The 25,042-nt window shown below is 32.9% G+C and carries 26 protein-coding genes; 20 read left to right on the top strand and 6 right to left on the bottom strand.

The window, feature by feature from the left end; all coding sequences use genetic code 11:
• Nucleotides 1–8: 8 nt before the first annotated feature.
• The 4 genes from AC3Y25_RS09915 to AC3Y25_RS09900 form a co-directional block, all read right to left on the bottom strand.
• The gene (locus AC3Y25_RS09915) at nt 9–914 is read right to left on the bottom strand and encodes an archaemetzincin family Zn-dependent metalloprotease (RefSeq protein WP_489902632.1); all 906 of its coding nucleotides are present in this window, start codon (nt 912–914) and stop codon (nt 9–11) included.
• Between the two features lie 11 nt (nt 915–925).
• The gene (locus AC3Y25_RS09910) at nt 926–1,798 is read right to left on the bottom strand and encodes a sugar phosphate isomerase/epimerase family protein (RefSeq protein ID WP_489902631.1); all 873 of its coding nucleotides are present in this window, start codon (nt 1,796–1,798) and stop codon (nt 926–928) included.
• A 31-nt stretch (nt 1,799–1,829) separates the two neighbouring features.
• Nucleotides 1,830–2,366 carry an NADPH-dependent FMN reductase gene (locus AC3Y25_RS09905; RefSeq protein WP_427872588.1) on the bottom strand — a complete coding sequence of 179 codons (537 nt, stop codon included), beginning with the start codon at nt 2,364–2,366 and terminating at the stop codon, nt 1,830–1,832.
• A 68-nt stretch (nt 2,367–2,434) separates the two neighbouring features.
• Nucleotides 2,435–2,773, bottom strand: a complete 339-nt coding sequence (locus tag AC3Y25_RS09900; protein WP_489902630.1) for a hypothetical protein — start codon at nt 2,771–2,773, stop codon at nt 2,435–2,437.
• Nucleotides 2,774–2,969: 196 nt separating this feature from the next.
• Between AC3Y25_RS09900 and trmD the strand changes: the two genes are divergently transcribed.
• The 19 genes from trmD to AC3Y25_RS09805 all read left to right on the top strand — a co-directional run bounded on the left by trmD (nt 2,970) and on the right by AC3Y25_RS09805 (nt 21,917).
• Complete coding sequence (gene trmD, locus AC3Y25_RS09895) at nt 2,970–3,644, top strand: tRNA (guanosine(37)-N1)-methyltransferase TrmD (RefSeq protein ID WP_427872586.1); 675 nt, start codon at nt 2,970–2,972, stop codon at nt 3,642–3,644.
• Nucleotides 3,645–3,818: 174 nt separating this feature from the next.
• Nucleotides 3,819–4,169: a 50S ribosomal protein L19 gene (gene rplS / locus AC3Y25_RS09890; RefSeq protein ID WP_144214894.1), complete on the top strand. Its 351-nt coding sequence runs from the start codon at nt 3,819–3,821 to the stop codon at nt 4,167–4,169.
• Nucleotides 4,170–4,437: 268 nt separating this feature from the next.
• Complete coding sequence (locus AC3Y25_RS09885; protein ID WP_489902629.1) at nt 4,438–5,145, top strand: hypothetical protein; 708 nt, start codon at nt 4,438–4,440, stop codon at nt 5,143–5,145.
• 299 nt (nt 5,146–5,444) lie between these two features.
• Nucleotides 5,445–7,664, top strand: a complete 2,220-nt coding sequence (locus tag AC3Y25_RS09880; RefSeq protein ID WP_489902628.1) for an NADP-dependent isocitrate dehydrogenase — start codon at nt 5,445–5,447, stop codon at nt 7,662–7,664.
• Nucleotides 7,665–7,807: 143 nt separating this feature from the next.
• The gene (locus AC3Y25_RS09875) at nt 7,808–10,189 is read left to right on the top strand and encodes a TonB-dependent receptor (protein WP_489902627.1); all 2,382 of its coding nucleotides are present in this window, start codon (nt 7,808–7,810) and stop codon (nt 10,187–10,189) included.
• Nucleotides 10,190–10,220: 31 nt separating this feature from the next.
• Nucleotides 10,221–11,042 carry a DUF4249 domain-containing protein gene (locus AC3Y25_RS09870; protein WP_489902626.1) on the top strand — a complete coding sequence of 274 codons (822 nt, stop codon included), beginning with the start codon at nt 10,221–10,223 and terminating at the stop codon, nt 11,040–11,042.
• A gap of 2 nt (nt 11,043–11,044) precedes the next feature.
• On the top strand, nt 11,045–11,527 hold the full coding sequence (locus AC3Y25_RS09865) for a GyrI-like domain-containing protein (protein ID WP_489902625.1): 483 nt from the start codon (nt 11,045–11,047) through the stop codon (nt 11,525–11,527).
• Between the two features lies 1 nt (nt 11,528).
• On the top strand, nt 11,529–11,975 hold the full coding sequence (locus AC3Y25_RS09860) for a DinB family protein (protein WP_379797497.1): 447 nt from the start codon (nt 11,529–11,531) through the stop codon (nt 11,973–11,975).
• 109 nt (nt 11,976–12,084) lie between these two features.
• Nucleotides 12,085–12,747, top strand: a complete 663-nt coding sequence (locus tag AC3Y25_RS09855; protein WP_427872582.1) for a thiamine diphosphokinase — start codon at nt 12,085–12,087, stop codon at nt 12,745–12,747.
• Nucleotides 12,748–12,892: 145 nt separating this feature from the next.
• Nucleotides 12,893–13,843, top strand: coding sequence for a 23S rRNA (adenine(1618)-N(6))-methyltransferase RlmF (gene rlmF, locus AC3Y25_RS09850; RefSeq protein ID WP_489902624.1), 951 nt, complete (start codon nt 12,893–12,895; stop codon nt 13,841–13,843).
• Between the two features lie 57 nt (nt 13,844–13,900).
• Nucleotides 13,901–14,128, top strand: coding sequence for a hypothetical protein (locus AC3Y25_RS09845; RefSeq protein WP_489902623.1), 228 nt, complete (start codon nt 13,901–13,903; stop codon nt 14,126–14,128).
• Nucleotides 14,113–14,415, top strand: a complete 303-nt coding sequence (locus AC3Y25_RS09840) for a type II toxin-antitoxin system RelE/ParE family toxin (RefSeq protein WP_489902622.1) — start codon at nt 14,113–14,115, stop codon at nt 14,413–14,415. The genes AC3Y25_RS09845 and AC3Y25_RS09840 overlap by 16 nt, the downstream gene beginning before the upstream one ends.
• A 96-nt stretch (nt 14,416–14,511) precedes the next feature.
• The gene (locus AC3Y25_RS09835) at nt 14,512–14,748 is read left to right on the top strand and encodes a uroporphyrinogen decarboxylase (protein WP_111365373.1); all 237 of its coding nucleotides are present in this window, start codon (nt 14,512–14,514) and stop codon (nt 14,746–14,748) included.
• Between the two features lie 82 nt (nt 14,749–14,830).
• Nucleotides 14,831–15,772: an alpha/beta fold hydrolase gene (locus tag AC3Y25_RS09830; RefSeq protein WP_489902621.1), complete on the top strand. Its 942-nt coding sequence runs from the start codon at nt 14,831–14,833 to the stop codon at nt 15,770–15,772.
• Nucleotides 15,773–15,930: 158 nt separating this feature from the next.
• Nucleotides 15,931–17,922, top strand: coding sequence for an excinuclease ABC subunit UvrB (gene uvrB, locus AC3Y25_RS09825; protein ID WP_250835195.1), 1,992 nt, complete (start codon nt 15,931–15,933; stop codon nt 17,920–17,922).
• A 113-nt stretch (nt 17,923–18,035) separates the two neighbouring features.
• Nucleotides 18,036–19,265, top strand: coding sequence for a hypothetical protein (locus tag AC3Y25_RS09820; RefSeq protein WP_489902620.1), 1,230 nt, complete (start codon nt 18,036–18,038; stop codon nt 19,263–19,265).
• Between the two features lie 41 nt (nt 19,266–19,306).
• On the top strand, nt 19,307–20,317 hold the full coding sequence (locus AC3Y25_RS09815; RefSeq protein WP_095931357.1) for a dipeptide epimerase: 1,011 nt from the start codon (nt 19,307–19,309) through the stop codon (nt 20,315–20,317).
• 1 nt (nt 20,318) lies between these two features.
• Nucleotides 20,319–21,353 carry an aminotransferase class I/II-fold pyridoxal phosphate-dependent enzyme gene (locus AC3Y25_RS09810; RefSeq protein ID WP_489902619.1) on the top strand — a complete coding sequence of 345 codons (1,035 nt, stop codon included), beginning with the start codon at nt 20,319–20,321 and terminating at the stop codon, nt 21,351–21,353.
• 96 nt (nt 21,354–21,449) lie between these two features.
• Complete coding sequence (locus AC3Y25_RS09805) at nt 21,450–21,917, top strand: DUF1456 family protein (RefSeq protein ID WP_489902618.1); 468 nt, start codon at nt 21,450–21,452, stop codon at nt 21,915–21,917.
• 309 nt (nt 21,918–22,226) lie between these two features.
• Here AC3Y25_RS09805 and AC3Y25_RS09800 read toward each other — a convergent pair whose 3' ends face one another.
• Nucleotides 22,227–22,940, bottom strand: coding sequence for a LytR/AlgR family response regulator transcription factor (locus AC3Y25_RS09800; protein ID WP_489902617.1), 714 nt, complete (start codon nt 22,938–22,940; stop codon nt 22,227–22,229).
• A gap of 3 nt (nt 22,941–22,943) precedes the next feature.
• Nucleotides 22,944–23,984, bottom strand: a complete 1,041-nt coding sequence (locus tag AC3Y25_RS09795) for a sensor histidine kinase (protein WP_320493913.1) — start codon at nt 23,982–23,984, stop codon at nt 22,944–22,946.
• 221 nt (nt 23,985–24,205) lie between these two features.
• On the opposite strand from AC3Y25_RS09795, the gene AC3Y25_RS09790 reads away from it, so the two are divergent.
• Nucleotides 24,206–25,003, top strand: a complete 798-nt coding sequence (locus AC3Y25_RS09790) for a DUF5694 domain-containing protein (RefSeq protein ID WP_489902616.1) — start codon at nt 24,206–24,208, stop codon at nt 25,001–25,003.
• Nucleotides 25,004–25,042: the final 39 nt, after the last annotated feature.

Genomic DNA, 25,042 nt, shown 5'->3' with positions numbered 1-25,042 from the left:
TTTTATTTTTATTGAATGCTTTTAAGGTCTTTTTCCATTAATTCTAAACCTTCATTTAATTTATTCTCCTTGAAGTACTTTTCTAACTCAAGTAACCTTTTTTTATTATCGTATTTTAATCCCGAATTTAGTTTTCTTTGACAAAGAGAACACAATCTAAGGGAATGTCTATCTGTTTCTACCATGCTATTTGTTCCGTTCATAACACAATTCGCTTCAATGCAATGGTGTAAACCGAACATATGCCCTATTTCGTGCGAACAAATCTTCAATAATCGATCTAAACTCAAATTAAAGTCTGCTTCTTTTTGCATTCTGTAAATCGAACTTACCGCAATTTTATCCCTATAAGATGCTAATCCAAACACATAATTCCATTCTGGCTTTGGGTACAAATCTTTTTCTGTTATGGCCATTAAAGCAACTCCTTTATCGGGCTTTTCTTTTTTTAACACATCGGTTAAAATATAACCTGCTAAAAATTGCTCCTGCCCAACATCTCCAATTCGTCTGGCATGATTTGGAATAATATCATTTGAAACATCTTTTAAAACTTTGGTTTCTAGCTGAAAAAATATTTGCAAATATTGACGAACCAATTCAATTTGTTTGACTTGCAACGAATTAAACTCTCCTATAGGCTGCAGATAAATAACATTTTCTTCTTTAGTCGGAACAACATGTTTTGTTTTAATAAACTGCTCAAAAGTCTGCCCTTTTTCGTTACGAGAATACAGCCAATCGCCAAAAACTGGCTCAGCAAGCTTAACATCATTAGTTTTGATCGCTACGAAATAGGGATCTACCTTTAAATTAAGCTCCTGCTTTGGCTCGTGATTTGATTTTGATTTTTCTTTCTTATTTGATTCACAAGAACAAAGAATAACTAATAACACCAAAAGAAGTTTCTTCATAAATCAATTTACTAGATTAAATTTTTCGAAATAAAATCACAACTCGTTTTAATTGATTCAAAAGAATTGGAAGCAAAATTATTCTCCTGTTCTACAAAAAAATGAACCATTCCCGATTGTTTTGCTTCTTTAAAAATAGGTTTAAAATCGATCGTTCCAGAACCAACTTCGGTATTCAGTTCATTATTTATTTTGTCTTTATCTTTTACGTGCCACATTTTAAAGCGTCCAGGATTTTCTCTAAATAATTTTAAAGGATCATTTCCAGAATGAATTACCCAATACAAATCCAATTCAAAAAATACCAAATCTTTATCCGTTTCGTTCAATAAAATTTCATAACCCGTTACACCATCGTGCTTTTGAAATTCAAAATCATGATTATGATAGGCCAGTTTCAAACCTGCATTTTTACACATTTTTGCAGCTTCATTTACACGAGCGGCTATCTTTTTATAATCTTCAATATTTCTTCTGAAAGGTTCATCAACCCATGGAACAGTTAAAAATTCGCTTTTTAGAATTTTAGCAGCTTCAATTGATGCAATTAATTCCTCGGTGTTTCCATCGTACAAAAAGCTTCCTAAATTGTAATGTCCGCTAACGGCTTTCAATCCATTATCATCTAAAATCTTTTTAAGTTCTTTTGGCGTTAATCCCCAAAACTGATCTTTTATCGAAAAACCGTATGTTTCGACATTGGTAAAACCTGCTTGGGCAACTTTTTCTAAAGTTCCTTTTACATCTTTCGGAAGTTCTTCACGAAGCGTATACAGCTGTAAGCCTATTTCTTTTTTATTCATAGAAAATGCAAATGATGGTGAAGCCAAAACAGCTGTTGTAGCAAGACCTGTGGTTACGATAAAATTTCTTCTGCTAATCATTTTATGATATAAATTTCAGAAAGTAAATATATCACAAAAATTGATTCTTAAAGTTTTCTGCAAAATTTTGAAGTGCTTCTGCGGTTTGTTCTGATGTGATTTCGCCTTCAGCACTAACTTTTCCGCGAACTCCCTGAATTAAAAGCTGTGTTGCATCATCAAATTTAGCTTCGAGTGTTTTCATTACCAGCAAAAGCTGTTCGTGTCCCATTTCTCCAGAAGCTGAAGCTGTAATTAGTCCTGTTTTCTTGTTTGAAAAAATCGTGGTTGAAACACACCATTCTAAAGCATTTTTTAAACTTCCCGGAAGGCTAAACACATATTCGGGCGTGCAAATAATAACGCCATCAGCATCTCTTATTTTATTTCTAAATGAAGTGATTTCTTGCGGAGGATTATCTGTATCTAAATCGGGATTAAAATGAGGAAGGCTTTCTAAATCTTCGAAAATTTCTATTTCAAAATTAGGTTTTAAATAATTTGAAATGTATTTCAGAATTTTGAAATTACTGGAATTACTTCTCGTACTTCCAGATATGGCAAGGATTTTTATTTTTGGTGAAGTCATTAAATAAACAATTCGTATTTCTAAATAAATCTAAAAATACGAATTGTTCAAAAATATTTCGGATAAACTTATTTAGATGTCAATAAATTTAATCCTTCCATTTTTGCAGAATCAATTGCTTGAGGCGGATAATTCTGTTTCTCTTGTCGTGTTGATGTAACTTTACCTTCTTTACTTATGTATACATAATTGTAACGCCAGTAGTTTGATCCCGCCAATGATGTTGTTCCATCTTGAGTAAAAACTTGATCTGCGTAAACAAGAATTTCACCATTTTGATTATTATCTAAAGTTCTTACTGGATTCCCTAAGGTTTTTAGCACTTTCGATTTAGCTTCTCCCACATCGACCGTAGCTGAGCTCGTACTTGCACAAGAGAACACAAAGAGTGCAAGCAGTGGGAACATTAATATTATTTTTTTCATAATAAGCATTTGATTTACGTTTGGATTTGGCCGCTATACCATTGATAATTAAGAATGTAATGATAAATAAAGTTACAACATTAACTTTTACACAATTTAATAAGTATGTTATATAATTATTACCAAAAGACTCCATGCAATATTTGTATCTTTGCCAGCAAGAAATTATCGATTAAAGATGCGAATTGACATTATTACACTTTTACCCGAATTATTAAGAAGTCCGTTTGAGGCTTCAATTATGAAACGCGCCATTGATAAAGGTTTGGTCGAAGTGCATTTTCACAATCTTCGCGATTACAGCACAAATAGACAGAAAAGTGTAGATGATTATCCTTTTGGCGGCGGAGCGGGTATGGTGATGACAATTCAGCCTATTGATGATTGCATTACGCATTTGAAAAGTCAGCGAGAATATGACGAAATAATCTATATGTCTCCTGACGGCGAAACTTTAGACCAAAAAATGGCAAATAAAATGTCAATGTATGAAAACATTATCATTTTGTGCGGACATTACAAAGGTGTTGATCAAAGAGTTAGAGATCATTTTATTACAAAAGAAATCTCAATTGGCGATTATGTTTTATCTGGAGGAGAATTGGGCGCTATAGTTTTATCTGATGCTTTAATTCGATTAATTCCTGGTGTTTTAAGTGACGAAACCTCAGCCTTGACAGATAGTTTTCAGGACAATTTGCTTTCAGGACCAATATATACAAGACCTGCAGATTATAAAGGATGGAAAGTTCCAGAAGTTTTAACCAGCGGACACGCAGCCAAAATCGATAAATGGCGAGAAGACATGGCGTATGAACATACTAAAAATAGACGACCAGATTTGCTTGAGTAAATTCCAAATTTTAAAAATTACAAATCCCAATAACCAAGCAGTTAAGAAATTGGAATTTGTAATTTAATTTATTGGAATTTAATTTTTTTTATCTACATTTGCACCCGAATTTGACCAACCTCTGGCGAGATCCGTGAATGTTGCTCTAATATAAAAACCATAATTTAAATTATCATGGCAGATTTATTAAAATTCGTTCAAGACGAATTCGTTGCTAAAAAAGATTTCCCAGATTTCGGAGCTGGAGACACAATCACTGTTTTCTACGAAATTAAAGAGGGTGAAAAAACAAGAACTCAGTTTTTTAAAGGAGTTGTAATTCAAAGAAGAGGTTCTGGTAACACAGAAACTTTTACTATCCGTAAAATGTCTGGATCTGTTGGTGTTGAGCGTATCTTCCCAGTAAACTTACCAGCTTTACAAAAAATCGAAGTTAACAAGAAAGGTGCTGTACGTAGAGCTAGAATTTTCTACTTCAGACAACTTACTGGTAAAAAAGCTAAGATTAAAGATAAAAGAAGATAATTTATTTTTTCTAAAGTACAAAAGTCCCAAACTGATATTTCAGATTTGGGACTTTTTTTTTATTTAAACTTTTATGAAAATGCTTTATAAAGTTCTCTCTCCCGCTTTATCTCTTAAAACTATTTTTTTTTCATAAATAAATTTAAATCATGAAAATTTACCTACATTTAACTCATTGAGAAAATTTTAATACTAATAACATTCTTACTAACTTCTTCGCAAGTTTTTTCAATTAATGAGTAATACATCTAAAATTCAAAATCCAAAAATGATATTGAGTATTTTTGGATTCATTACATTTTTGTTAATTTCTACATCTTTCTTATCAAAAGATGAAATTAGTAAAACCTATCTACGCTTTAGTTTTCCTCTATTTAAATCTGATACAATTTATACGATACTTGATAGCGTTGCTGTTATTCATTACAAAAATTACGCATTATACGAATTTGAAGATATTCACACTGTTCAAAACGATACAGCAATTATTGAGAGGAAAGTAATTAACCGATACTTTCTGCTTAAAGAAAAAGAAAAATATGGTTACTATTACGAGTCTTTAAATGCCAAAAACGGTAAAAAAGCCAAGACTGATTCTATTCTGGGTGAAAAGGCATATTACAATCAAACCTTTTTCGTTCCATCACTTATGCAATTGGTTAGTTCAAAAAAAGATCAAGATGATTATAAACTAATAGAGAAATATAAGTGCAAATCTAAAGTAGACCACACCTATCCAGATACTATGATCGTATACTATTCTAACAAAATGAAAAGTACAAATTTCACCTTATCTAGATATCTTGATTCTATAAAAAAAATGAAGGCAGTAAAATTAAGAGCCATTTTTAACTCTCAATTCGTTAAAGGCTATCCGAAAAAAATCCCACAATACGAATATAAGTTTGAATTGAAAGAAGATTCAATTTCTAATCTTAAAAAATACAAAGATTTTATCGAAAAAGAAACAAAGTGATCAATTCAATTTTTCATTAAAATCAATGCAAATGTTATAAAAAACTCGTTTCATATTCTTTGAAACGAGTTTTTTTTATGTTCTATTTCCACCACTAACAAAACCGTAATTTTTTAATACCAAAATCATCGATTTAGCAATTTAACGAGCTCGAAATAACAATCTGTTAATTTCGTCTTTTCTCATCAAAACTCAACCGTTTTCGTTGTGATTTTATTATATTTGCTCCGCTCATTTTGAGCCGAATATATCTTTTACATCGTTAACTCCTGACGATACGATTATAAAAAAAAAAGAAAATGAATAAATCAAAAATTTTTTACACCTTAACTGATGAGGCGCCGTTATTGGCAACTTACTCTTTGTTACCAATTGTTCAAGCTTTTACAGCAACAGCTGGAATTGAAATCGAAACCAGAGATATTTCGCTGGCAGGAAGAATTTTATCAAACTTCCCAGATTCTTTGACAGATGCTCAAAAAACTGGAGATGCTTTGGCAGAATTAGGCCAATTAGCAACTCAGCCAGAAGCAAACATTATCAAATTACCAAACATTTCAGCATCTGTACCGCAATTAAAAGCGGCTATTGCTGAATTACAATCGCACGGATACAACGTACCAAATTTCCCTGAAGATCCTCAAAACGATGCTGAAAAGGAAATTAAAGCTAAATATGCAAAAGTTTTAGGTTCTGCTGTAAACCCAGTTTTACGTGAAGGAAACTCTGACCGTAGAGCTCCAAGAGCAGTTAAAAACTTTGCAAAAGCAAACCCGCACTCTATGGGTGCTTGGTCTGCTGACTCAAAAACTAAAGTGGCTTCTATGTCAGGCGGTGATTTTTACGGAAGTGAAAAATCATTGACTGTAAATGAAGCTAATGATGTAAAAATCGAATTTGTTGCTAAAGACGGAACTGCAACTGTTCTTAAAGCAAGTACTCCATTAAAAGCTGGAGAAATTATTGACAGCTCTGTTTTAAGCGTAAGCAAATTAAAAGCTTTTGCTGCTGATGTTATCGCTGAAGCTAAAGCTGCAGGAGTGTTACTTTCTGTACACTTAAAAGCTACAATGATGAAAGTTTCTGATCCAATTATCTTTGGCGCTATCGTTGAAGTATATTTTGCAGATGTTTTCGAAAAATACGCTTCTTTATTCGCTGAATTAAACGTTGACACTAGAAATGGTTTAGGCGATATCTACGCTAAAATTGCTGGAAGACCTGAGCAAGCAGAAGTTGAAGCTGCTATCGATCAGGCAATCGCAAACGGACCAGCTTTAGCAATGGTTAATTCTGATAAAGGAATTACAAACTTACATGTTCCTTCAGACGTAATTGTTGATGCTTCTATGCCAGCAATGATCCGTACTTCTGGACAAATGTGGAACAAAGAAGGTAAAGCACAAGATACATTTGCTGTTATTCCAGATAGATCTTATGCTGGAGTTTATACTGCAACTATCGATTTCTGTAAAAAACATGGTGCTTTTGACCCGAAAACAATGGGAAGTGTTCCTAACGTTGGATTAATGGCTCAAAAAGCTGAAGAATACGGATCTCACGATAAAACTTTCCAGATTAAAGGTGACGGTGTTGTACGTGTGGTTGATGCAAACGGAAATGTTTTAATGGAGCAAAATGTTGAAGCTAATGACATTTTTAGAATGTGTCAGGCAAAAGACGCTCCTATTCAAGACTGGGTTAAACTAGCTGTAAACAGAGCTCGTTTATCTAGTACTCCTGCTGTTTTCTGGTTAGACGAAAACAGAGCACACGATAGAGAATTGATCGTAAAAGTTCAAAAATACCTTAAAGACTACGATACTACAAACTTAGATATTCGTATTTTAAACCCAATTGCTGCTACAGAATTTACTTTAGACAGAATCATCAAAGGTTTAGATACTATTTCTGTAACTGGAAACGTTTTACGTGACTACTTAACAGATTTATTCCCAATCTTAGAGTTAGGAACTTCTGCTAAAATGCTTTCTATCGTTCCTTTAATGAACGGTGGTGGATTGTTTGAAACTGGTGCTGGAGGTTCTGCTCCTAAACACGTTGAACAATTTACAGAAGAAGGATACTTACGTTGGGATTCATTAGGAGAATTTTTAGCTCTTGGCGCTTCTTTAGAGCATTTAGGACAAACTTTAGACAACTCTAAAGCAATTGTTTTATCTGAAACTTTAGATCAAGCTAATGATAAATTCTTAGCAAACGATAAATCTCCAGCTCGTAAAGTAGGTCAAATTGACAACCGTGGTTCTCACTTCTATTTAGCATTCTATTGGGCTCAAGCTTTGGCTGCTCAAACTAAAGATGCTGAATTGCAAGCTATCTTTACTCCAATTGCTGCTGAATTTGAAGCTAACGAAGCTAAAATCGATGCAGAATTAATTGGTGCTCAAGGAAAAGCTCAGAACATTGGAGGTTACTACCAACCAACTCCTGAGTTAATAAGCAAAGCAATGCGTCCTAGTGAAACTTTCAACGCTATTGTTGCTAAAATCAAATAATTCAGAATACATCTGTATTTCGAAATAAACAAAAAGGACAACCCACAAAGGTTGTCCTTTTTTTATCTTAACTTATGTTTAACAAAAGTTCCGTAAGAATATTTAGTAAGAATTCATTATCTATGTAAATCAAAATCAATAGAATGATTACAAAAAATACCTGCACATTTCTTCTTTTCATTTTAACGATCTTCACCTCATTTGCGCAGGAAAAATTTACTTTAAGCGGAACTATCAGCGACAGTAAAAACAACGAAACTTTAATTGGAGTTAATATCTTTATTCCAGCTTTAAAAATTGGAACCACAACCAACGAATACGGCTTTTATTCTATTTCTATACCAAAAGGCGAATATGAAATCGAAATTAGCTACGTGGGCTATCAAACCATTCAAAAAAATATTGTTTTAGATCAGAATATAAAAAGCAATTTCTCGATCAAAGAAGGTGGCGAAGAACTTCAAGAAGTGATCATTACGGAAAACAAAAGCAAGGCCAATATCAAATCGCCAGAAATGAGCGTGAACAAACTCTCTATTTCGACCATAAAAAAAATGCCTGTTGTTTTAGGAGAAGTAGACGTCTTGAAATCTATTTTATTACTTCCAGGCGTTACCAATGCAGGCGAAGGAGCTTCCGGATTTAATGTCCGCGGAGGCGGTGCAGACCAAAATCTTATTCTTTTAGATGAAGCGACTATTTTTAATTCATCTCACGTTTTCGGATTCTTTTCTGTTTTTAATCCCGATGCCATTAAAGATTTAAAACTGTATAAAGGCGGAATTCCAGCACGCTATGGAGGAAGAGCTTCTTCGGTTTTAGAAATTTATCAAAAAGACGGGAGTAGTAAAGATTTTCATATGAATGGCGGAATCGGATTAATTTCGAGCCGTTTACTGGCAGAAGGTCCAATTGTAAAAGACAAAGGTTCTTTCTTAATTGGCGGAAGAGCTTCTTACGCGCATCTTTTTCTTAAACTTTCTGAAGACAACAAAGACAATGCTGCTTATTTTTATGATTTAAATACCAAATTAAACTATAAACTCAACGATAATAACAGTTTGTATTTATCTGGATATTTTGGCCGAGACGTTTTCAGATTAAATAAAAGCTTTACCAATACTTATGGAAATTCAACTTTAAACCTGAGATGGAATCATCTGTATTCTGATAAATTATTCTCCAATCTATCCTTAATTTACAGTGATTACTATTACGGATTGGATCTTGATTTTGTAGGTTTCAATTGGGATTCAGGGATCAAAAACTATAACATCAAATATGATTTCAAACATTATCTTTCAGACAAACTAAAACTGAATTATGGCGTTAACGGAATTTATTACAACTTTAATCCAGGAACCATAAAGCCAACTGGAGAAGATTCTGGTATCAATCCAGACCAATTAGACAGAAAATATGCTTTTGAGCCTTCTATTTATTTAGATGCAGAAAGTCAGATTTCTAAAAGACTTACTGTCGCTTACGGATTGCGTTACAGCTTATTTTACAGATTAGGCGCTTCCACTATTAATTACTACGATAACAATGAAGCCGTAGTTTTTAATACCGACATGCAGATTTACGAAAAAGGCACGCCAACTTCAACACAATATTTTGGTAAAAACAAGGTCATTCAGAGTTACAACAATCTTGAACCCCGTTTTTCTATTTCGTACCAATTAAATGATGAACAAGCTCTAAAAGCGAGTTACAATAGAATGGCGCAATATCTTCAATTAATTTCCAATACCTCATCTCCTACTCCGCTAGATGTCTGGATGCCGAGCGATAATTACATTAAACCTCAACTTGCAGATCAGGTGGCGTTAGGTTATTTTAGAAATATTTATAATGACGCTTATTCGCTAGAAGTAGAAACCTATTACAAAAAAATACAAAACAGACTGGATTATATAGACGGAGCCGATTTAATTGCCAACAATGCCATAGAACAGGTTATTTTAAATGGTCAGATGCGCGCATATGGTTTAGAACTGATGATAAAGAAAAACAAAGGCCGCTTTAATGGCTGGATTTCGTACACACTCTCAAGATCAGAACAACAGACTCCAGGAAGAACTCCAGAAGAAATTGGCATTAACGATGGCAAATGGTATGCATCTGCTTATGACAAAACACATAATTTAGCGATTACATCTGCATACAATTTAAACGAAAAATGGTCATTTGGTGCTAACTTTGCATTGCAGTCAGGACAACCCGTAACGTATCCGAACGGACAGTACCAATATTTAGGCATTATAGTTCCAAGTTACGGTTTACGAAACGAAAATCGACTTCCTTCTTATAATCATTTGGACATTTCTGCAACACTAACGCCGCGCAACAACAAAAATAGAAACTGGAAAGGCGAATGGGTTTTTAGTATTTACAATCTTTATAATCGAATGAATGCAGCCTCAATTAATTTCAGGCAAAATGTTGATACAGGAGCAAATGAAGCCGTGAGATTATCCATTTTCGGAATTGTTCCTGCAGTAAGTTATAATTTCAAATTCTAAAAAAATCAGTTCAAAAACTAAAAATAAGCTTATGAGAAAATTAGTTTTTTTAATCGTATTTTTTACATCATTGTTTTTCACTAGTTGCGAAGAAGTAGTCGATGTTGACTTAGATACCGCTCCTCCAAAACTGGTGATCGAAGCTGCTATAACTTGGGAAAAGGGCACTACTGGAAAACAGCAAGTTATCAGATTAACATCGACAACAGGTTATTTTGAGGATGTAATTCCTGCGGTATCAAATGCGGTGGTTTATGTGACAAATAGCAAAAATCAGAAATTTAATTTTGTTGAATTTAATAATACAGGGCGCTATATCTGCCCTAATTTCAGACCTGAAATTAATGAAGAATATACTTTAACCGTTATCGACAAAGGAAACACTTATACAGCATCTGAAGTTTTAAAATCGGTAGCGCCAATTAATCGAATCGAACAAAAAAATAACAGCGGTTTTACAGGAGAAGATATCGAAATAAAAGCTTATTTTACAGATCCTGCAGAGGAAGACAATTTTTATTTATTTAAATATGTTTATTCGAATAAAGTAACTTCAAATTATTATGTTTCTGAAGATAAATTTTATCAGGGAAATGAAATTTTCAGCAGCGCCATTGATGAAGATTTAAAAGCAGGAGATGAAGTCGAGGTAACGCATTACGGGATTTCTAAGCAATATTATAATTACATGAACATCTTGGTAAGTATAGCGGGTAGTAATGTTGGAGGTCCGTTTCAATCGCCGCCAGCCACCGTAAAAGGAAACATCATCAATACAACAGACAAAAATAATTATCCGCTTGGGTATTTCTCTCTAAGCGAAACCAGTACACAGAAATACAAAATTGAGTAATTATGCTACCCATCATTAAAAACTTAACCGAGAAAAAACTCGTTGGACATTTTATCGAAATGTCATTTATCGAGAATAAAACTTTTCAATTATGGAATGGTTTTATGCCCAATCGAAAAGAAATAAAAAATGCTATTGATGCCAATTTATATTCTTTAGAAGTGTATGCAAAAAACCATTTTGATAATTTTGATCCTAATGACAGTTTCCAGAAATGGGCCGCAGTAGAAGTTTCAGATTATCAAACTATTCCAGAAGGAATGAAAACTTTAATTGTTCCAGATGGTTTATATGCTGTTTTCCTTCATTTAGGTCCAGCAACAGAAGCTCATAAAACGTATCATTACATTTTTGCAGAATGGCTCCCAAATTCGGAATACACGGTAGACGACAGACCGCATTTTGCCGTAATGGATCATAAATACAAAAAAGACGATACTACTTCTGAAGAAGAAATCTGGATACCGATAAAAAACAGAAATTAAAATGGTTATTGAATCACTAAAAATTCTTTTTAATAGAGATCTTAACAAACTAAAATTTGAAATCGAATCTTACGAATTCGAAAAACAAATTTGGGTAATAGATAAAAACATTTCCAATTCAGCTGGAAACTTATGTTTGCATTTAATTGGCAATCTTAATACTTACATTGGCGCTGAAATTGGTAAAACTGGTTACGTTCGAAATCGTCCCTTAGAGTTTTCATTAAAAGATATTCCAAAAGCAGAATTGATTTCTAAAATAGAAGACACGATTGAAGTGATCAATAAAAGTTTAGATTCCTTAACTGAAAAAGATTTAGAACAGATTTATCCGCAGATTGTTTTTGAAAAAGAGATGACAACCGGATTCTTTCTGGTTCATCTTTCAACCCATTTAGCCTATCATTTAGGACAAATCAATTATCACAGAAGACTTCTTGATTTTTAATTTTTACCACAGGTAAGAATTAATCCTTTTAATCTGTGAAATCTGTGGCAAAAAACCAGAAATCTAAAATTCTAAGCTGTACTTTTACATCACATTCAAAAAAACGCTTATGTCATCACACCATATAGTTCGCGACGATCAAGAACCCGCTTTAATAATTGCAAATGGCGCAGCCTGCGATCCCGAATTATTAGGTCAATTATTAGAATGGTCGCCACTGGTTATCGTGTTAGATTCGGCTATAGAAAGAGTGATTGAATTAGGTATAAAAGTCGATGTGCTTTTGGGTGATTTTGACCGCGGTTTTGATCCTGAAATTTATAAAACTTCGCAATTTCCAATCGAAATTGTTCATACGCCAGATCAAGATAAAACAGATCTAGAAAAGGCTTTTGATTATCTTATCGAAAGAAAAATTCCTGCCGTAAATGTCGTTTGGGCAACCGGAAAACGCGCCGATCATACGATTACAAACCTTACACAGATTGTTCGTTACAGAAATTCACTCAAAATTGTAATTCTCGACGATCATTCAAAAATATTTTTACTTCCAACAAAATTTGAGAAATGGTATACCGCTAAAACACCAATTTCACTTATTCCAATTGGTGTTGTAAACGGAATTTCTTCAGCCAATTTAAAGTACGAATTAAACAACGATACCCTTACAATGGGCTATAGAACCGGAAGCAGTAATTCTGTCGAAAAAGATGGCATTGTAACCATTACACATCGAGAAGGGGATTTGCTTTTAATGGAGTGTTTTGATTAGAAGCTAATTCCTGCTGTCCGCTATATCTTTTGTGGTGAACCCCACCACAAAAGGATGCCGCTCCCATCAGGGCTAGGCACTCATTTTCAAAACAACTCTTTCTACAAAAAAGGAATACCTATCTTTGCACTCGAAATCAATGAAAATGAAAACAAACGACAATTCCGAAAAAAGCAATTTACACCCAAGAAATCTTCATCGAAACCGATATGATTTTGAAAAACTGATTTCAAATTGCCCAGAATTGAAAGCTTTTATTTCTGTAAACAAATACGGAATCGAAACTATTGATTTCAGCAATCCGTCTGCTGTAAAAGCATTAAACAAGGCTTTACTGAAAACCTATTACGGCATTCAAAACTGGGATATTCCTAAAAATTATCTTTGCCCGCCAATTCCAGGACGCGCGGATTACATTCATTATATTGCCGATCTATTGGCAGAAAGCAACAATAATCAAATTCCAGAAACATCACATGTTTTAGGATTAGATATCGGTACCGGTTCAAATTTAATCTATCCGATATTAGGGAATTCGATTTATAACTGGAGTTTTGTCGGAACAGATATTGACCAAAAAGCAATCGAAAATTGCAGTAAAATTATCGAAGCCAATCCAGAATTAATCGATTCTATCAGTTTGCAACAACAGACTGAACCGCGATTTATTTTTAAAAATATTATCACGCCCGAAGACCGTTTTACATTCACGATGTGTAATCCGCCTTTTCATGCCTCTGCTGAGGAAGCGAATAAAAGTACTTCTAGAAAAGTTTCTAATTTAAATCCGAAAGAAAAAAGAAATACAAATCCCATTTTGAATTTTGGCGGACAAAATGCCGAATTATGGTGCAACGGCGGAGAAATCGGATTCATCACGCAAATGATTTACGAAAGCGCTAAATATCCTTCGCAAGTTTTATGGTTTACCACTCTGGTTTCTAAAAAAGAAAATCTTTCTTCGATTTACAAAATCTTGAAAAAAGTAAACGCCGTTTCTGTCCAAACAATCGAAATGTCGCAAGGACAAAAAAATAGCCGAATTGTGGCTTGGAGCTTCCTAAATGATACTGAGCATAACTCTTGGAAATTTTAAGATTTTCAAAACCAATAGTATCGTTTTGTTTTGTAACTTCGATAAAATTATGCAATCATGAACACTCTCGAGCTTAAAAATATTTTAATTTCTGAAATTGGAAAAATTGATGACGAGCAATTTTTATCTGCACTAAAAACAATTTTAGATAGTCGTAAAACTCCTGTCAATTATTCTGAAAGATACAATGAAGATTTAAAAGTTGCCGAAGAAGATATTCAAAGTGGCAATTTCTACTCTCATAATGAAATTAAGGATCAAATTGAGCAATGGAAAAAGAAATAATTTGGTCTAAAGCTGCTAAAAATCAGCTTGAAAAGATATACTTTCATATATTTAAAGAATCTAAAAATAAGAATATCCCAAACAAAGTAATTGATACTATTTACAACTCCGTAACAATCTTAAAAACAAACTGGGAAATTTACGAATTGGATGAAATGAAAATTCCAAACAATGGAGATTATCGCGCATATGAAATCTACAGTTATAGGATATCATACAAAATAACTTTCAATGAAATTCATATTTTAAGAATTCGCCATACAAGTCGTAATCCCAAGAAATTATAATCCTTTTTCTAACTAAAGAATTCATTTCCAAAACAAAACCTTGATTTTATAATTAGCTTTTGCTACATTTATTGTAAACTATTTAAAATCAAGATCATGGCAGAATATATTGGTTATCTCGCGTCTGTGTTTATCGTTGGAGGCTTTTTGCTAAAAAACCTCAGAGCAATCCGATTTATTAATATGTTTGGCTGTATCTGTTTTGTCATTTACGGCATTTTTTTAAATGATTATAGAGATTTCAATCAATGGCTTTGGCCAGTAATTATTCCGAACGCGATTTTAGCTTTTGTACAGATTTATTATTTGACCTCCAAAAACGATAAATCTTAAAATTATGATATTTTAAAATAAAATTCTGATACCCTTTTCACCTACTCTAATCGTAACTTTAAGCTGAAAATTGAATTTTATTATGATATTAAAAATATATTCCCGCTTAGCAATTGTACTTTTTTTAGTGACAAGTTGTGCTTCAAAAAAAGCAAAATTTGACGATTATGTTTTTAAAACCAAAGCCGAAGAGACAAAATATCAAACTGCTTACGACAAAGCTTTAAAACTTTGGAACATTCCATACACCGAAGAAGACGTAAAAACCAGTTTTGGAACGGCGCACATTGTAATCGCAGGGCCACGGAACGGGAAAAGCCTAGTCTTACTTCACGGAATGGACGCCAGTTCTACTATGTGGTACCCAAACATTAAAATTCTAGCCAAAAACCATCGCATTTACGCCATCGATTTTATCATGGAGCCTAACAAATCTAATTTAACTGCAAAACCGCTTTCATCTGATGATATTGTTGTTTTTTATAATGAAATTTTCGATCATTATAAATTAAAGAAATTGGATCTAATCGGCGCTTCACGAGGCGGCTGGATTGCTACATTATTAGCAACTCAAAAACCAAATTCAATAGATAAAATTGTTTTATTAAGTCCTGCACAGACTTTTAAATTTCTTGACAAACCTAGAAAAACAACTTCCGCATTAATGCTGAAACTTTTTCCGAGCGAAAAGAAATTCAGTAAAACATTAAACACCTTTTCAACTCATCCAGAAAACATAAGCCGTATTTACAAAAGACAGTTTTATTTGGCTAATAAATATGCAAAATCCAATTCTAGCATGCTTAAAATGATGCCTTTTTCAGATAAAGAATTAGAATCTATTAAAAATCCTGTTTTGGTCTTAATTGGAGATAAAGACGTTATTAATTCTGAAGAAAGTCTAGAAAGGGCGAAGAAACATTTATCAAGAAGCGAAACTAGAATCATCAAAGATGCAGGGCATTTTCTAACTATCGATCAGCCCAAGATTGTAAATGACGCTGTTATTAGTTTTTTAGATTAAACGTTTTTTTTTGTCACACAATTTTACAAATAAGCTTTGCATTTACATTGGTTTCATAAACAAAATTAGTGCAAATTAGTACAATTCGGGACAGACTTTAAACTACTTACTTACACAAACTTCGTATCTTTACAAAACCAAATTTTCAGTATACGCAAATGAAATTTCAAGTTTCTTCAGAATATAGTCCAAAAGGAGATCAGCCACAAGCCATACAAAAGTTGGCACAAGGCGTGGTTGACGGAGATAAATACCAAACATTATTAGGAGTTACTGGTTCCGGAAAAACGTTTACTGTTGCCAATGTTATCCAGGAAGTGCAAAGACCCACTTTGGTTTTGGCGCACAACAAAACTTTAGCAGCGCAATTGTATTCGGAGTTCAAACAGTTTTTTCCAAACAATGCGGTCGAGTACTTCGTTTCTTATTACGACTATTATCAGCCAGAAGCTTTTATGCCCGTAACTGGAGTTTTCATTGAAAAAGATTTATCTATCAATGAAGAATTGGAGAAAATGCGTTTAAGCACCACTTCTTCCCTACTTTCAGGAAGACGTGACGTTTTGGTTGTAGCTTCTGTTTCTTGTTTATATGGTATCGGAAACCCTGTTGAATTTCAGAAAAACGTAATTGAAATTAAACGTGATCAGGTTATTTCGAGAACTAAATTATTGCATAGTTTAGTTCAGAGTTTATATGCCAGAACTGAAGCCGATTTTAATCCTGGAACTTTCAGAATTAAAGGAGATACGGTTGAAGTTTATCCAAGTTATGCCGATGATGCGTATAGAATTCATTTTTTTGGAGATGAAATTGAAGAAATCGAAGCATTTGATGCCAAAACTTCTCAGGTTATAGAAAAATTCCAAAGATTAACGATTTATCCTGCCAACATGTTTGTGACTTCTCCAGAGGTTTTACAGGGTGCAATTTGGCAAATTCAGCAGGATTTGGTAAAACAAGTAGATTATTTTAAAGAAATTGGAAAACATCTTGAAGCGAAACGTTTGGAAGAAAGAACCAATTTCGATTTAGAAATGATTCGCGAATTAGGATATTGTTCTGGAATTGAAAATTACTCGAGATATCTTGATGGACGTGAAGCAGGAACAAGACCTTTCTGCTTGTTAGATTATTTTCCAAGTGATTATTTAATGGTTGTTGATGAGAGTCACGTAACCGTTTCGCAAGTTCATGCCATGTACGGAGGTGACAGAAGCCGAAAAGAAAACTTGGTAGAATATGGTTTCCGTCTTCCTGCAGCAATGGACAACCGACCTTTGAAATTTGAAGAATTTGAAGCGTTGCAAAATCAAGTGATTTATGTTTCTGCAACTCCTGCAGATTACGAATTGCAAAAATCGGATGGTATTTATGTCGAGCAAATTATTCGCCCGACCGGATTATTAGACCCTGAAATTGAAGTTCGTCCAAGCTTAAATCAGATTGATGACTTGATTGAAGAAATTCAGGTTCGTTGTGAATTAGACGAAAGAGTTCTCGTTACGACTTTAACCAAAAGAATGGCCGAAGAATTGGCCAAATACCTAACAAAAGTAAGCATTCGATGCCGCTACATACATTCTGAAGTTGATACTTTAGAACGTATCGAAATCATGCAAGACTTGCGAAAAGGTATTTTTGATGTTCTTATTGGAGTAAACTTACTTCGTGAAGGTTTAGATTTACCAGAGGTTTCTCTCGTTGCCATTTTAGATGCCGACAAAGAAGGTTTCTTGCGTAATCATAGATCTTTGACGCAAACTATTGGTCGTGCAGCGAGAAACTTAAATGGTAAAGCCATTATGTATGCTGATAAAATTACAGCGAGTATGCAGCGAACAATTGACGAGACCAATTATAGAAGAACCAAACAGATTAATTACAACGTAGAAAATAATATAACTCCTCAAGCTCTAAACAAGAAAATCGAAAGCGCTTTCACCAAAAACCCATTGGTAGAATATGAATTAGGTCATCCAATTCCTGTTGCTGCTGAGCCAGAAACGGCCTATTTATCTAAAGCTGAACTGGAAAAAATGATTCGGGAAAAGCGTAAAACAATGGAAAAAGCGGCAAAAGAACTTGACTTTTTACAAGCTGCTAAACTTCGTGACGAAATTAAAAAATTACAGGAACAGTTGCCATAAAGAACTTTATTTCAAAACAATAAAGCCATAATAACGAAATTCATTTTTTAAAAATTAATCAATCTAATCTTTTTAAAATTCATTAGATTTATCAAAAATTTTTAAATTCTAGAATGAAATATTATATACTCTTTTTTGTTTTTTTAATTTTTAGCCGCGTATTAACAGCACAATCAAATAAAAGTGATTTTTGGAATGAAGAATTAGAAAATTCATCCGACCTTATAAAACCTAATACTCTTTCAACTCATCCTTTTGGGATATTTATATCAAGATTAAACCACAATTTCAACGTTCGCTCGACTGATAAATATTCATTTGCATTTGAAGTTTCAAGCGGAAATGTGGTTCTTCCTTATGTAAAGTCATATGAACTGACTGATCCTAATGACCGCGAAATTTCTAAAAACCAACCATGGCATACGCGCGAATTTGGATTTGATTTGGATAAAGTGCCATCAAAAATTAAAGAATTTGAAGCCGATGGCGTTATTCGATCCTATCGCTTTAATTTTACGTTACCGCTTACAGTTAATCACGAATTGAGTTTCAGCCTTCGAGCTAACTCGCTTGATCGGGGTAAATATCCGTATTCTATTTTTACTTCAGATGAATCAATCGAATGGTTTCATCGCAATATTGCAGGCGGAAAAGATCCTTTTTCAAGATACCATTATGGTATAAACCAAGCTGGAATAGCTTATAAAGATGAGAATAATAGAGTACTAACAATGGAAAACAACGATTTTCTAATTTCCGGACTTGATATAAATTACACGTATTATCCTAAATTAGAGATGAATGAAAAACATCATATTTACTTAAATTTTGGCGCTCAGCTAGGTATTAATACTTCAAAATATAATCCTGCTTCAGATTTCGGAATTTCTTCTTCTATCTTAAAAAAAATGATCATTAAGGATAAAAATATTCTAAGTTTCGGATTAAGTTTAGGTGTTTTACGTCAGCACATTTTTGAATATGGAGATGGCGTAAATCTTAGCAATCAAGATTTTTTATGCAGTTTTGAAGGTCTTATTAATTACAAAGTAAAACTCAAAAACAACAATCGAATTTCATATGGCATCAATTATAATTTCCAGAATTCTTACAACAAGAAAAAAGATATGGATTATATTGTTTTAACGGGCCAAAGAATAAATACGCACTGGCAAAAGACCATATCTCATTTGTATGAAGATTTAGAAGGATGGAGTGCAATTTGTACTTATTCTACGAAGCGATTTTCTTATTTTGTGTATCTTCGGGAAGATTTAAATCTAGATAATGCACCAGATTTACAAACAGGCATTGGTATAAAAATGTCAATCAAAAAGAGTTAGAATTCTATTTTTTAAACAGAAACACAAAACAAGGATTAGCCATGAAACTAATTTTAAGAGAATACAATCTAAAACTAAAACACACTTTTACGATTTCTAGAGAATCTATAGATTTTCAGCCTTCCTTAATTGTAGAATTACAAAGTGATGGTTTTTCTGGTTTTGGAGAAGCTACTTCAAATCCATATTATCATATTACGGTTCCAATGATGATCGCTGATTTGGAAAAAATTAGATCGATTATTGAAAACACAGAAAATGAAACTCCAGAAGTTTTTTGGTCAAAAATTCATCCGTATTTAAAAGAGGATATGTTTGCTTTATGCGCTTTAGATTTAGCTTATAATGATTTGTATGCTCGTAAAAAAGGAAAGAAATTATACGAATTATGGAATTACAAAACCGATCATAATCCGTTGACTGATTATACGATTGGAATTGATACGATTGAAAAAATGGTTTTTAAAATGCAAGAACTGCCTTGGCCTATTTATAAAATTAAATTGGGAACAAAGGAAGATATTGCTATTGTAAAAGAACTTAGAAAACATACCAATGCCATTTTTAGAATTGATGCCAATTGTGGATGGACGGTTGACGAAACCATCAATAATGCGGCCGAATTGAAAAAATTGGGAGTTGAATTTCTAGAACAGCCAATGAAGGCTGATAATTGGGAAGGCCACAAAGAAGTCTTTAAACATTCTGTCCTTCCTGTAATTGCTGATGAAAGCTGTATTATTGAAGAAGATGTGGCGAAATGTTTTAACCATTTTCATGGCGTAAATGTAAAACTCGTAAAATGCGGCGGACTAACCCCAGGAAAACGCATGATCGAAGAAGCCAAAAAACTAGGTTTAAAAACAATGGTAGGCTGTATGACCGAATCTACTGTCGGTATTTCTGCTATTGCACATTTACTTCCTCAATTGGATTATGTTGATATGGACGGTGCCTTGCTTTTGTCTGAAGATATTGCAACTGGTGTAACAATTGAAGACGGTGTGGTCAATTATTCAAATCTTAACGGAACAGGAGTTACATTGCTGTAAAATGATAGTCGAAAAATTTCCAGATCGAATCATTGAAATTGACCAAAAACAGTATCTGTATTTTGGAGGAACAGCCTATTTGGGACTTCCAACAAACAAGAAATTTCAAGATTTAGTAGTTCAGAACATTTTAAAATGGGGAACAACTTACGGAAGTTCGAGAACTGCGAATATTAAATTGAGCGCTTATATTGCTGGCGAAAATTTTTTAATTCAACATATTGGTTCTGAAGATGCTGTAACCGTTTCTTCTGGAATGTTGGCTGGGAAATTGGTTCTAGAAAAATTGAAAAAGCAAACCGATTGCTTTTATCATTTAAACGAAATTCATTCGGCTATTCAAATTGAGAATAGTTTTCCTGTTTTTATAAATGAAAAATTGAATGAGCGCTTATTAGATCCTAAATCAGAAAAAATAACCATTTTGACCGATGGCGTTCCTTCCTTCCAAACCAAACCTGTTGATTTATCTTTCTTAAAACAGATTTCAAATCATAAAGAAATTACCTTGGTTGTTGATGAATCACATTCGTTGGGAATTATTGGCAAAAATGGTTCTGGAATCTATTCCTCAATTGATTTTCCAATTAAAAGAAAAATCCTAGTTTCGTCTCTAGGAAAAGCTTTCGGATTGACAGGCGGAGTGATTGCTTCAGATTCGGAATTCATCAAAGAAATAAAAGAAATTGAAACTTTTACAAGCGCCGCAGGAATGAATCCCGCTTTTGTACAAACACTCTTTGATGCTTCTGAAATTTATAAAATACAGCATCAAAAACTGAAAGATAATTTGAGCTATATCGATTCTATTTTAATAAGAAACAGCAATATACTATTTGATAAAAATTATCCTTTAATTTATCTTTTATCGAATGAATTAGTTGAAAAACTAAAACAAGAAAAGATCATTATTGCGAGTTTTAGATACACAAAAGAATCCGAACCATTAAATCGAATTGTAATTACAGCCAATCATCTCGAAGAAGACTTAGATAAAATTGTAAACGTTTTAAATGATTTTAATTCTCGTTTTTAATCATTTTAAAAAACTACCTTTGCAAAAAGTAAATAATGAGTTTTAGATTCAAGTAAAGATTTGAAAACTTGAAACTTTAAACATGAAACAAAAATTATGACAAATAACGATATACTTAAAAAACTTCGCGTGGCTTTGATGCTCCGTGATGACCAAATAATTGAAATTTTAGAATTAGTAGATTTTAGAATTTCAAAATCAGAATTGGGCGCTTTTTTTAGAGCAGAAGATCATCCAAATTACATGGAATGTGGCGATCAGGTTTTAAGAAACTTCTTAAACGGATTGGTTATTCATTTAAGAGGAACTAAAGAAAATCCTAAAAACCCTACTGATGTTTTAGCAAAACATAAATCTGAAATTCCAAAGAAGGAAACTTCTAAAGAAAGACCAGAATTTAAAGCTGCTCCAAAAGATTCAGAAAAATACAGAGGTGATCAAAGTTCATCAAAGTCAGGTTCATCAGCTGGAAAACCTAAAAAGAAAGCATTCCCAAAAGGAAATGGAAAACCAGTTGTGGTAGAAAAAGTAGTTTTCAAAAACGGCAATAAGAAAAAATCGTAATTGAGGATTTAACCGCAAAGAACGCTAAGATTTACGCAAAGTTCGCAAAGTTTTATTCACAAAGCTTTGCGAACTTTGCGTTTGAAATAGATTCTAATTACGGTCTGACTCTCAAATATAGCCAGCGGTTTCAACCGCTGGAACGCCCAGAAATACATTTTATGATATACGTTGCGTCCCCGTGGTTGAAACCACGGGCTATGCTGAAATAAAAACTCGTAAAATTTTATTGATTTAGCTTAGCGAACTTTGCGTTTGTATTCACAATACTTAGTCAAAAATCCTTGCGGACTTTGCGGTTAAAAAAAATCAAATTTTATTCTCTTCTATTTTATCAAAAAAAGCATCTTTAAAAGTAGCTCCAATTGGCAATTCTTTTCCATTTATAAAAACCGAAAAATTATCTGTCGATTCTATATGCTGCAATGAAACCACATACGATTTATGAATCTGAATAAAGTCATTTTCTGGTAATGATTCAATAACATTTTTCAAAGATGAATGCGTTATAATCTGTTGCTTTACAGTATGAATGCAAACATAATTCTGTAAACTTTCTACGTATAAAACTTCGTTCAAAAATACTTTCTGAAATTTATTTTTCCCATCTGTTTTTATAAATAAAAAATCTGGTACGGTGCTGTTACTGGTGCTCGAAACTTCTATTTTCGGTTCAGAGTTTAATTTAGAAACAGCTTGATAAAAACGTTCGAATGCAATTGGTTTTAATAAATAATCGACTGCATTCAACTCAAATCCTTCTAAAGCAAAATCTGGATAAGCCGTTGTAAAAATGACTTTTATATCTTTAGAAATAATTTTAGAAATCTGTAAACCTGTTAATTGAGGCATTTGAATATCTAAAAAAATAACATCTACAGATTGTGAGTTTAGAAATTCTAATGCTTTTAACGAATCATTAAAAACGCCAACCTTCTCCAGAAAATTCACTTTTCCGATGTAATTTTCCAATATTCGAGTTGCAGGCGGTTCGTCGTCGACAATTATGCATTTAAAAGTCATAAATTATTTCTTTAGCGGTATTTTTAAGTAAGTTTTAAAGATATTATTTTCTTCTGTTTTTTCCAGAATAAATTGACCTTTATAAGTGTATTCCAGCCTTTTTGTCAAATTATCAAAACCAATTCCTGTTGAAGAATAATTTTCTCCTTCAATGAAATAATTGAAAGTTGAAATTTCTAGAAAATCGTCCTTTATTCGAATAGAAATAATGGCTTTTTCGTCTTCATTATTAAATTTTCCATGCTTGAAAACATTCTCAACAAAGTGAACCAAAGCCGACGAAATGATTTTTTCGTTTGAATAATTTCCCTCAACCGAAAAATCTAAAAACAACTGATCTTCAAATCTTTTCTTTTGCAAATGAATATAGTTTTGAATGAATTGAATTTCTTTTGAAAGGATCGCTTCATCTTTGTCTGTTTCTGTTATAACATATCGAAGTAAATCAGAAAGAACCAAAATATCATCAGCCATTTCATCTTCCTTTAAAACCAACTGGCTATAAAAAGAATTCAGCGTATTAAACAAAAAATGAGGGCTAACTTGTGCTTTCAACATTTGAAACTCTGCTTTTTTATTCTCCAGAAGCAATTCCTGATTTTGATGTTGCGTAGTATGAAACTGCCAAAATAAAAAAGTCAGTGCGCTTAAAAGTACAGCTGGTAATCCGAAGAAAAAATTGTCTTTTATGTAATAACCTATTTCTCTGGCTTCTTCGTAGTAGTTGTGCATTCCGGTAATATTAAACATAACCACTTCTTGCAAAAAATAGCGAACAGCTGCAAAAAGCAGTAACGAAACTGGAATTGTCAGAATATAAAAAACTAGTTTCTTCCTGTTTAAAAACCATTCACAGAAGTAATAAAAATTGAGAATGTAAATACAAAATATTGCTAACAAATGAGTTGGCGTAATTCCATAACATATTGCTTTTATTACAATTTCTATTTTTTGATCATTAAGTCCAATATCCCAGAAAATATACGTTAGAAATAATAATAAGAAAAAGACAATGTGATAGTAAAAAGGGATTCTTGATTTCATAGTTTTATGATAATTGGCTCAAAAATACAATTAAGCCTGCAATCGAAAATGACATTTATTTAAAACATGCTTTTTTAGGGATGAACTATCAAAAACGTTACACGAAATTATTACTCTGCAAATTTCAGGTGTTTATAAAATGAAATCCTAGGTTCATCAAAAACAAAAAATAAAGGTGAAAAGACGGAATACATTTGTCATGAATTTAAAAACAAAACGTCATGCACAAAATCATTTTATTACTCGCAATTATTACATTAAACTTAACTTCTGCTCAAACTAAGAAAAAACAAATTTTATTAATTGGAACTTTTCATTACGCCAATCCTGGTCTTGATGTTGCTAAAGTAAAAACTTTTAATGTAATGTCTGAGAAAAGCCAAAAAGAGCTCGAAATTATGAGTGACAAAATCAAGAAATTTGGACCAGATAAAATATTTGTAGAATGGAAATTTAGCAAACAAGCTGAGTTAGACAAGTATTACAGTAAAAACACCGACAGTTTACTTAAAAAAGATCTAAATGAAATTACTCAATTAGCATTACGTACAGCTAAAAAACTGAATCATAAAAAGATGTATGGAATTGATTATCGTACCCGTTTTCCTTATGATAGCTTGATGATGTCAATGGAAAAAGCAAATCAGAAGGATTTAATGAAAAAAAATACGGAGTCAACAGAAAGGTTTGTAAAAGATAATAACGAAAGAATGGCTAAAAGTTCTTTAACAGATCTTATGCTTTACTACAATGAAAAAGCGTCTAATGAAGATAACATCCAATGGTATTTGGAAGTAGCAAACAGAGCTGGAAATCCAGATGATTTTACTGGTGCTTCTTTAGTTTCAAATTGGTACAAAAGAAACTTATACATGTATTCTTTAGTTCAGAAATTAACCGAAAGCTCAGATAATAAAATCATGGTTTTACTTGGAGCCGGACACGCTGCAATGCTAAGAGAATTTCTAGCACATGACCCAGAATTTGAAATCGTAGAATTATCGACTGTTTTGAAATAATACTTTTTTAACCATATCATTAAACTTTGCGTAGACTGC

The sequence above is a fragment of the Flavobacterium sp. LK-23 genome (assembly GCF_058135255.1).
Note: the sequence above shows the minus strand (reverse complement) of the source record. Positions and strands in the feature narration are given on the sequence as shown.

Excerpts from the sequence above, each read along its gene's own strand:
- AC3Y25_RS09790 (WP_489902616.1), top strand. The coding sequence starts at position 24,206 with ATGCACAAAATCATTTTATTACTCGCAATTATTACATTAAACTTAACT.
- AC3Y25_RS09915 (WP_489902632.1), bottom strand. The coding sequence starts at position 914 with ATGAAGAAACTTCTTTTGGTGTTATTAGTTATTCTTTGTTCTTGTGAA.
- AC3Y25_RS09840 (WP_489902622.1), top strand. The coding sequence starts at position 14,113 with ATGGAAAAAGAAATAATTTGGTCTAAAGCTGCTAAAAATCAGCTTGAA.
- AC3Y25_RS09885 (WP_489902629.1), top strand. The coding sequence starts at position 4,438 with ATGATATTGAGTATTTTTGGATTCATTACATTTTTGTTAATTTCTACA.
- rlmF (WP_489902624.1), top strand. The coding sequence starts at position 12,893 with ATGAAAACAAACGACAATTCCGAAAAAAGCAATTTACACCCAAGAAAT.
- AC3Y25_RS09845 (WP_489902623.1), top strand. The coding sequence starts at position 13,901 with ATGAACACTCTCGAGCTTAAAAATATTTTAATTTCTGAAATTGGAAAA.
- AC3Y25_RS09875 (WP_489902627.1), top strand. The coding sequence starts at position 7,808 with ATGATTACAAAAAATACCTGCACATTTCTTCTTTTCATTTTAACGATC.
- AC3Y25_RS09900 (WP_489902630.1), bottom strand. The coding sequence starts at position 2,773 with ATGTTCCCACTGCTTGCACTCTTTGTGTTCTCTTGTGCAAGTACGAGC.
- AC3Y25_RS09800 (WP_489902617.1), bottom strand. The coding sequence starts at position 22,940 with ATGACTTTTAAATGCATAATTGTCGACGACGAACCGCCTGCAACTCGA.
- AC3Y25_RS09870 (WP_489902626.1), top strand. The coding sequence starts at position 10,221 with ATGAGAAAATTAGTTTTTTTAATCGTATTTTTTACATCATTGTTTTTC.
- AC3Y25_RS09815 (WP_095931357.1), top strand. The coding sequence starts at position 19,307 with ATGAAACTAATTTTAAGAGAATACAATCTAAAACTAAAACACACTTTT.
- AC3Y25_RS09810 (WP_489902619.1), top strand. The coding sequence starts at position 20,319 with ATGATAGTCGAAAAATTTCCAGATCGAATCATTGAAATTGACCAAAAA.
- AC3Y25_RS09855 (WP_427872582.1), top strand. The coding sequence starts at position 12,085 with ATGTCATCACACCATATAGTTCGCGACGATCAAGAACCCGCTTTAATA.
- AC3Y25_RS09880 (WP_489902628.1), top strand. The coding sequence starts at position 5,445 with ATGAATAAATCAAAAATTTTTTACACCTTAACTGATGAGGCGCCGTTA.
- AC3Y25_RS09830 (WP_489902621.1), top strand. The coding sequence starts at position 14,831 with ATGATATTAAAAATATATTCCCGCTTAGCAATTGTACTTTTTTTAGTG.
- AC3Y25_RS09795 (WP_320493913.1), bottom strand. The coding sequence starts at position 23,984 with ATGAAATCAAGAATCCCTTTTTACTATCACATTGTCTTTTTCTTATTA.
- AC3Y25_RS09860 (WP_379797497.1), top strand. The coding sequence starts at position 11,529 with ATGGTTATTGAATCACTAAAAATTCTTTTTAATAGAGATCTTAACAAA.
- rplS (WP_144214894.1), top strand. The coding sequence starts at position 3,819 with ATGGCAGATTTATTAAAATTCGTTCAAGACGAATTCGTTGCTAAAAAA.
- trmD (WP_427872586.1), top strand. The coding sequence starts at position 2,970 with ATGCGAATTGACATTATTACACTTTTACCCGAATTATTAAGAAGTCCG.
- AC3Y25_RS09910 (WP_489902631.1), bottom strand. The coding sequence starts at position 1,798 with ATGATTAGCAGAAGAAATTTTATCGTAACCACAGGTCTTGCTACAACA.
- AC3Y25_RS09835 (WP_111365373.1), top strand. The coding sequence starts at position 14,512 with ATGGCAGAATATATTGGTTATCTCGCGTCTGTGTTTATCGTTGGAGGC.
- AC3Y25_RS09865 (WP_489902625.1), top strand. The coding sequence starts at position 11,045 with ATGCTACCCATCATTAAAAACTTAACCGAGAAAAAACTCGTTGGACAT.
- AC3Y25_RS09820 (WP_489902620.1), top strand. The coding sequence starts at position 18,036 with ATGAAATATTATATACTCTTTTTTGTTTTTTTAATTTTTAGCCGCGTA.
- AC3Y25_RS09905 (WP_427872588.1), bottom strand. The coding sequence starts at position 2,366 with ATGACTTCACCAAAAATAAAAATCCTTGCCATATCTGGAAGTACGAGA.
- uvrB (WP_250835195.1), top strand. The coding sequence starts at position 15,931 with ATGAAATTTCAAGTTTCTTCAGAATATAGTCCAAAAGGAGATCAGCCA.
- AC3Y25_RS09805 (WP_489902618.1), top strand. The coding sequence starts at position 21,450 with ATGACAAATAACGATATACTTAAAAAACTTCGCGTGGCTTTGATGCTC.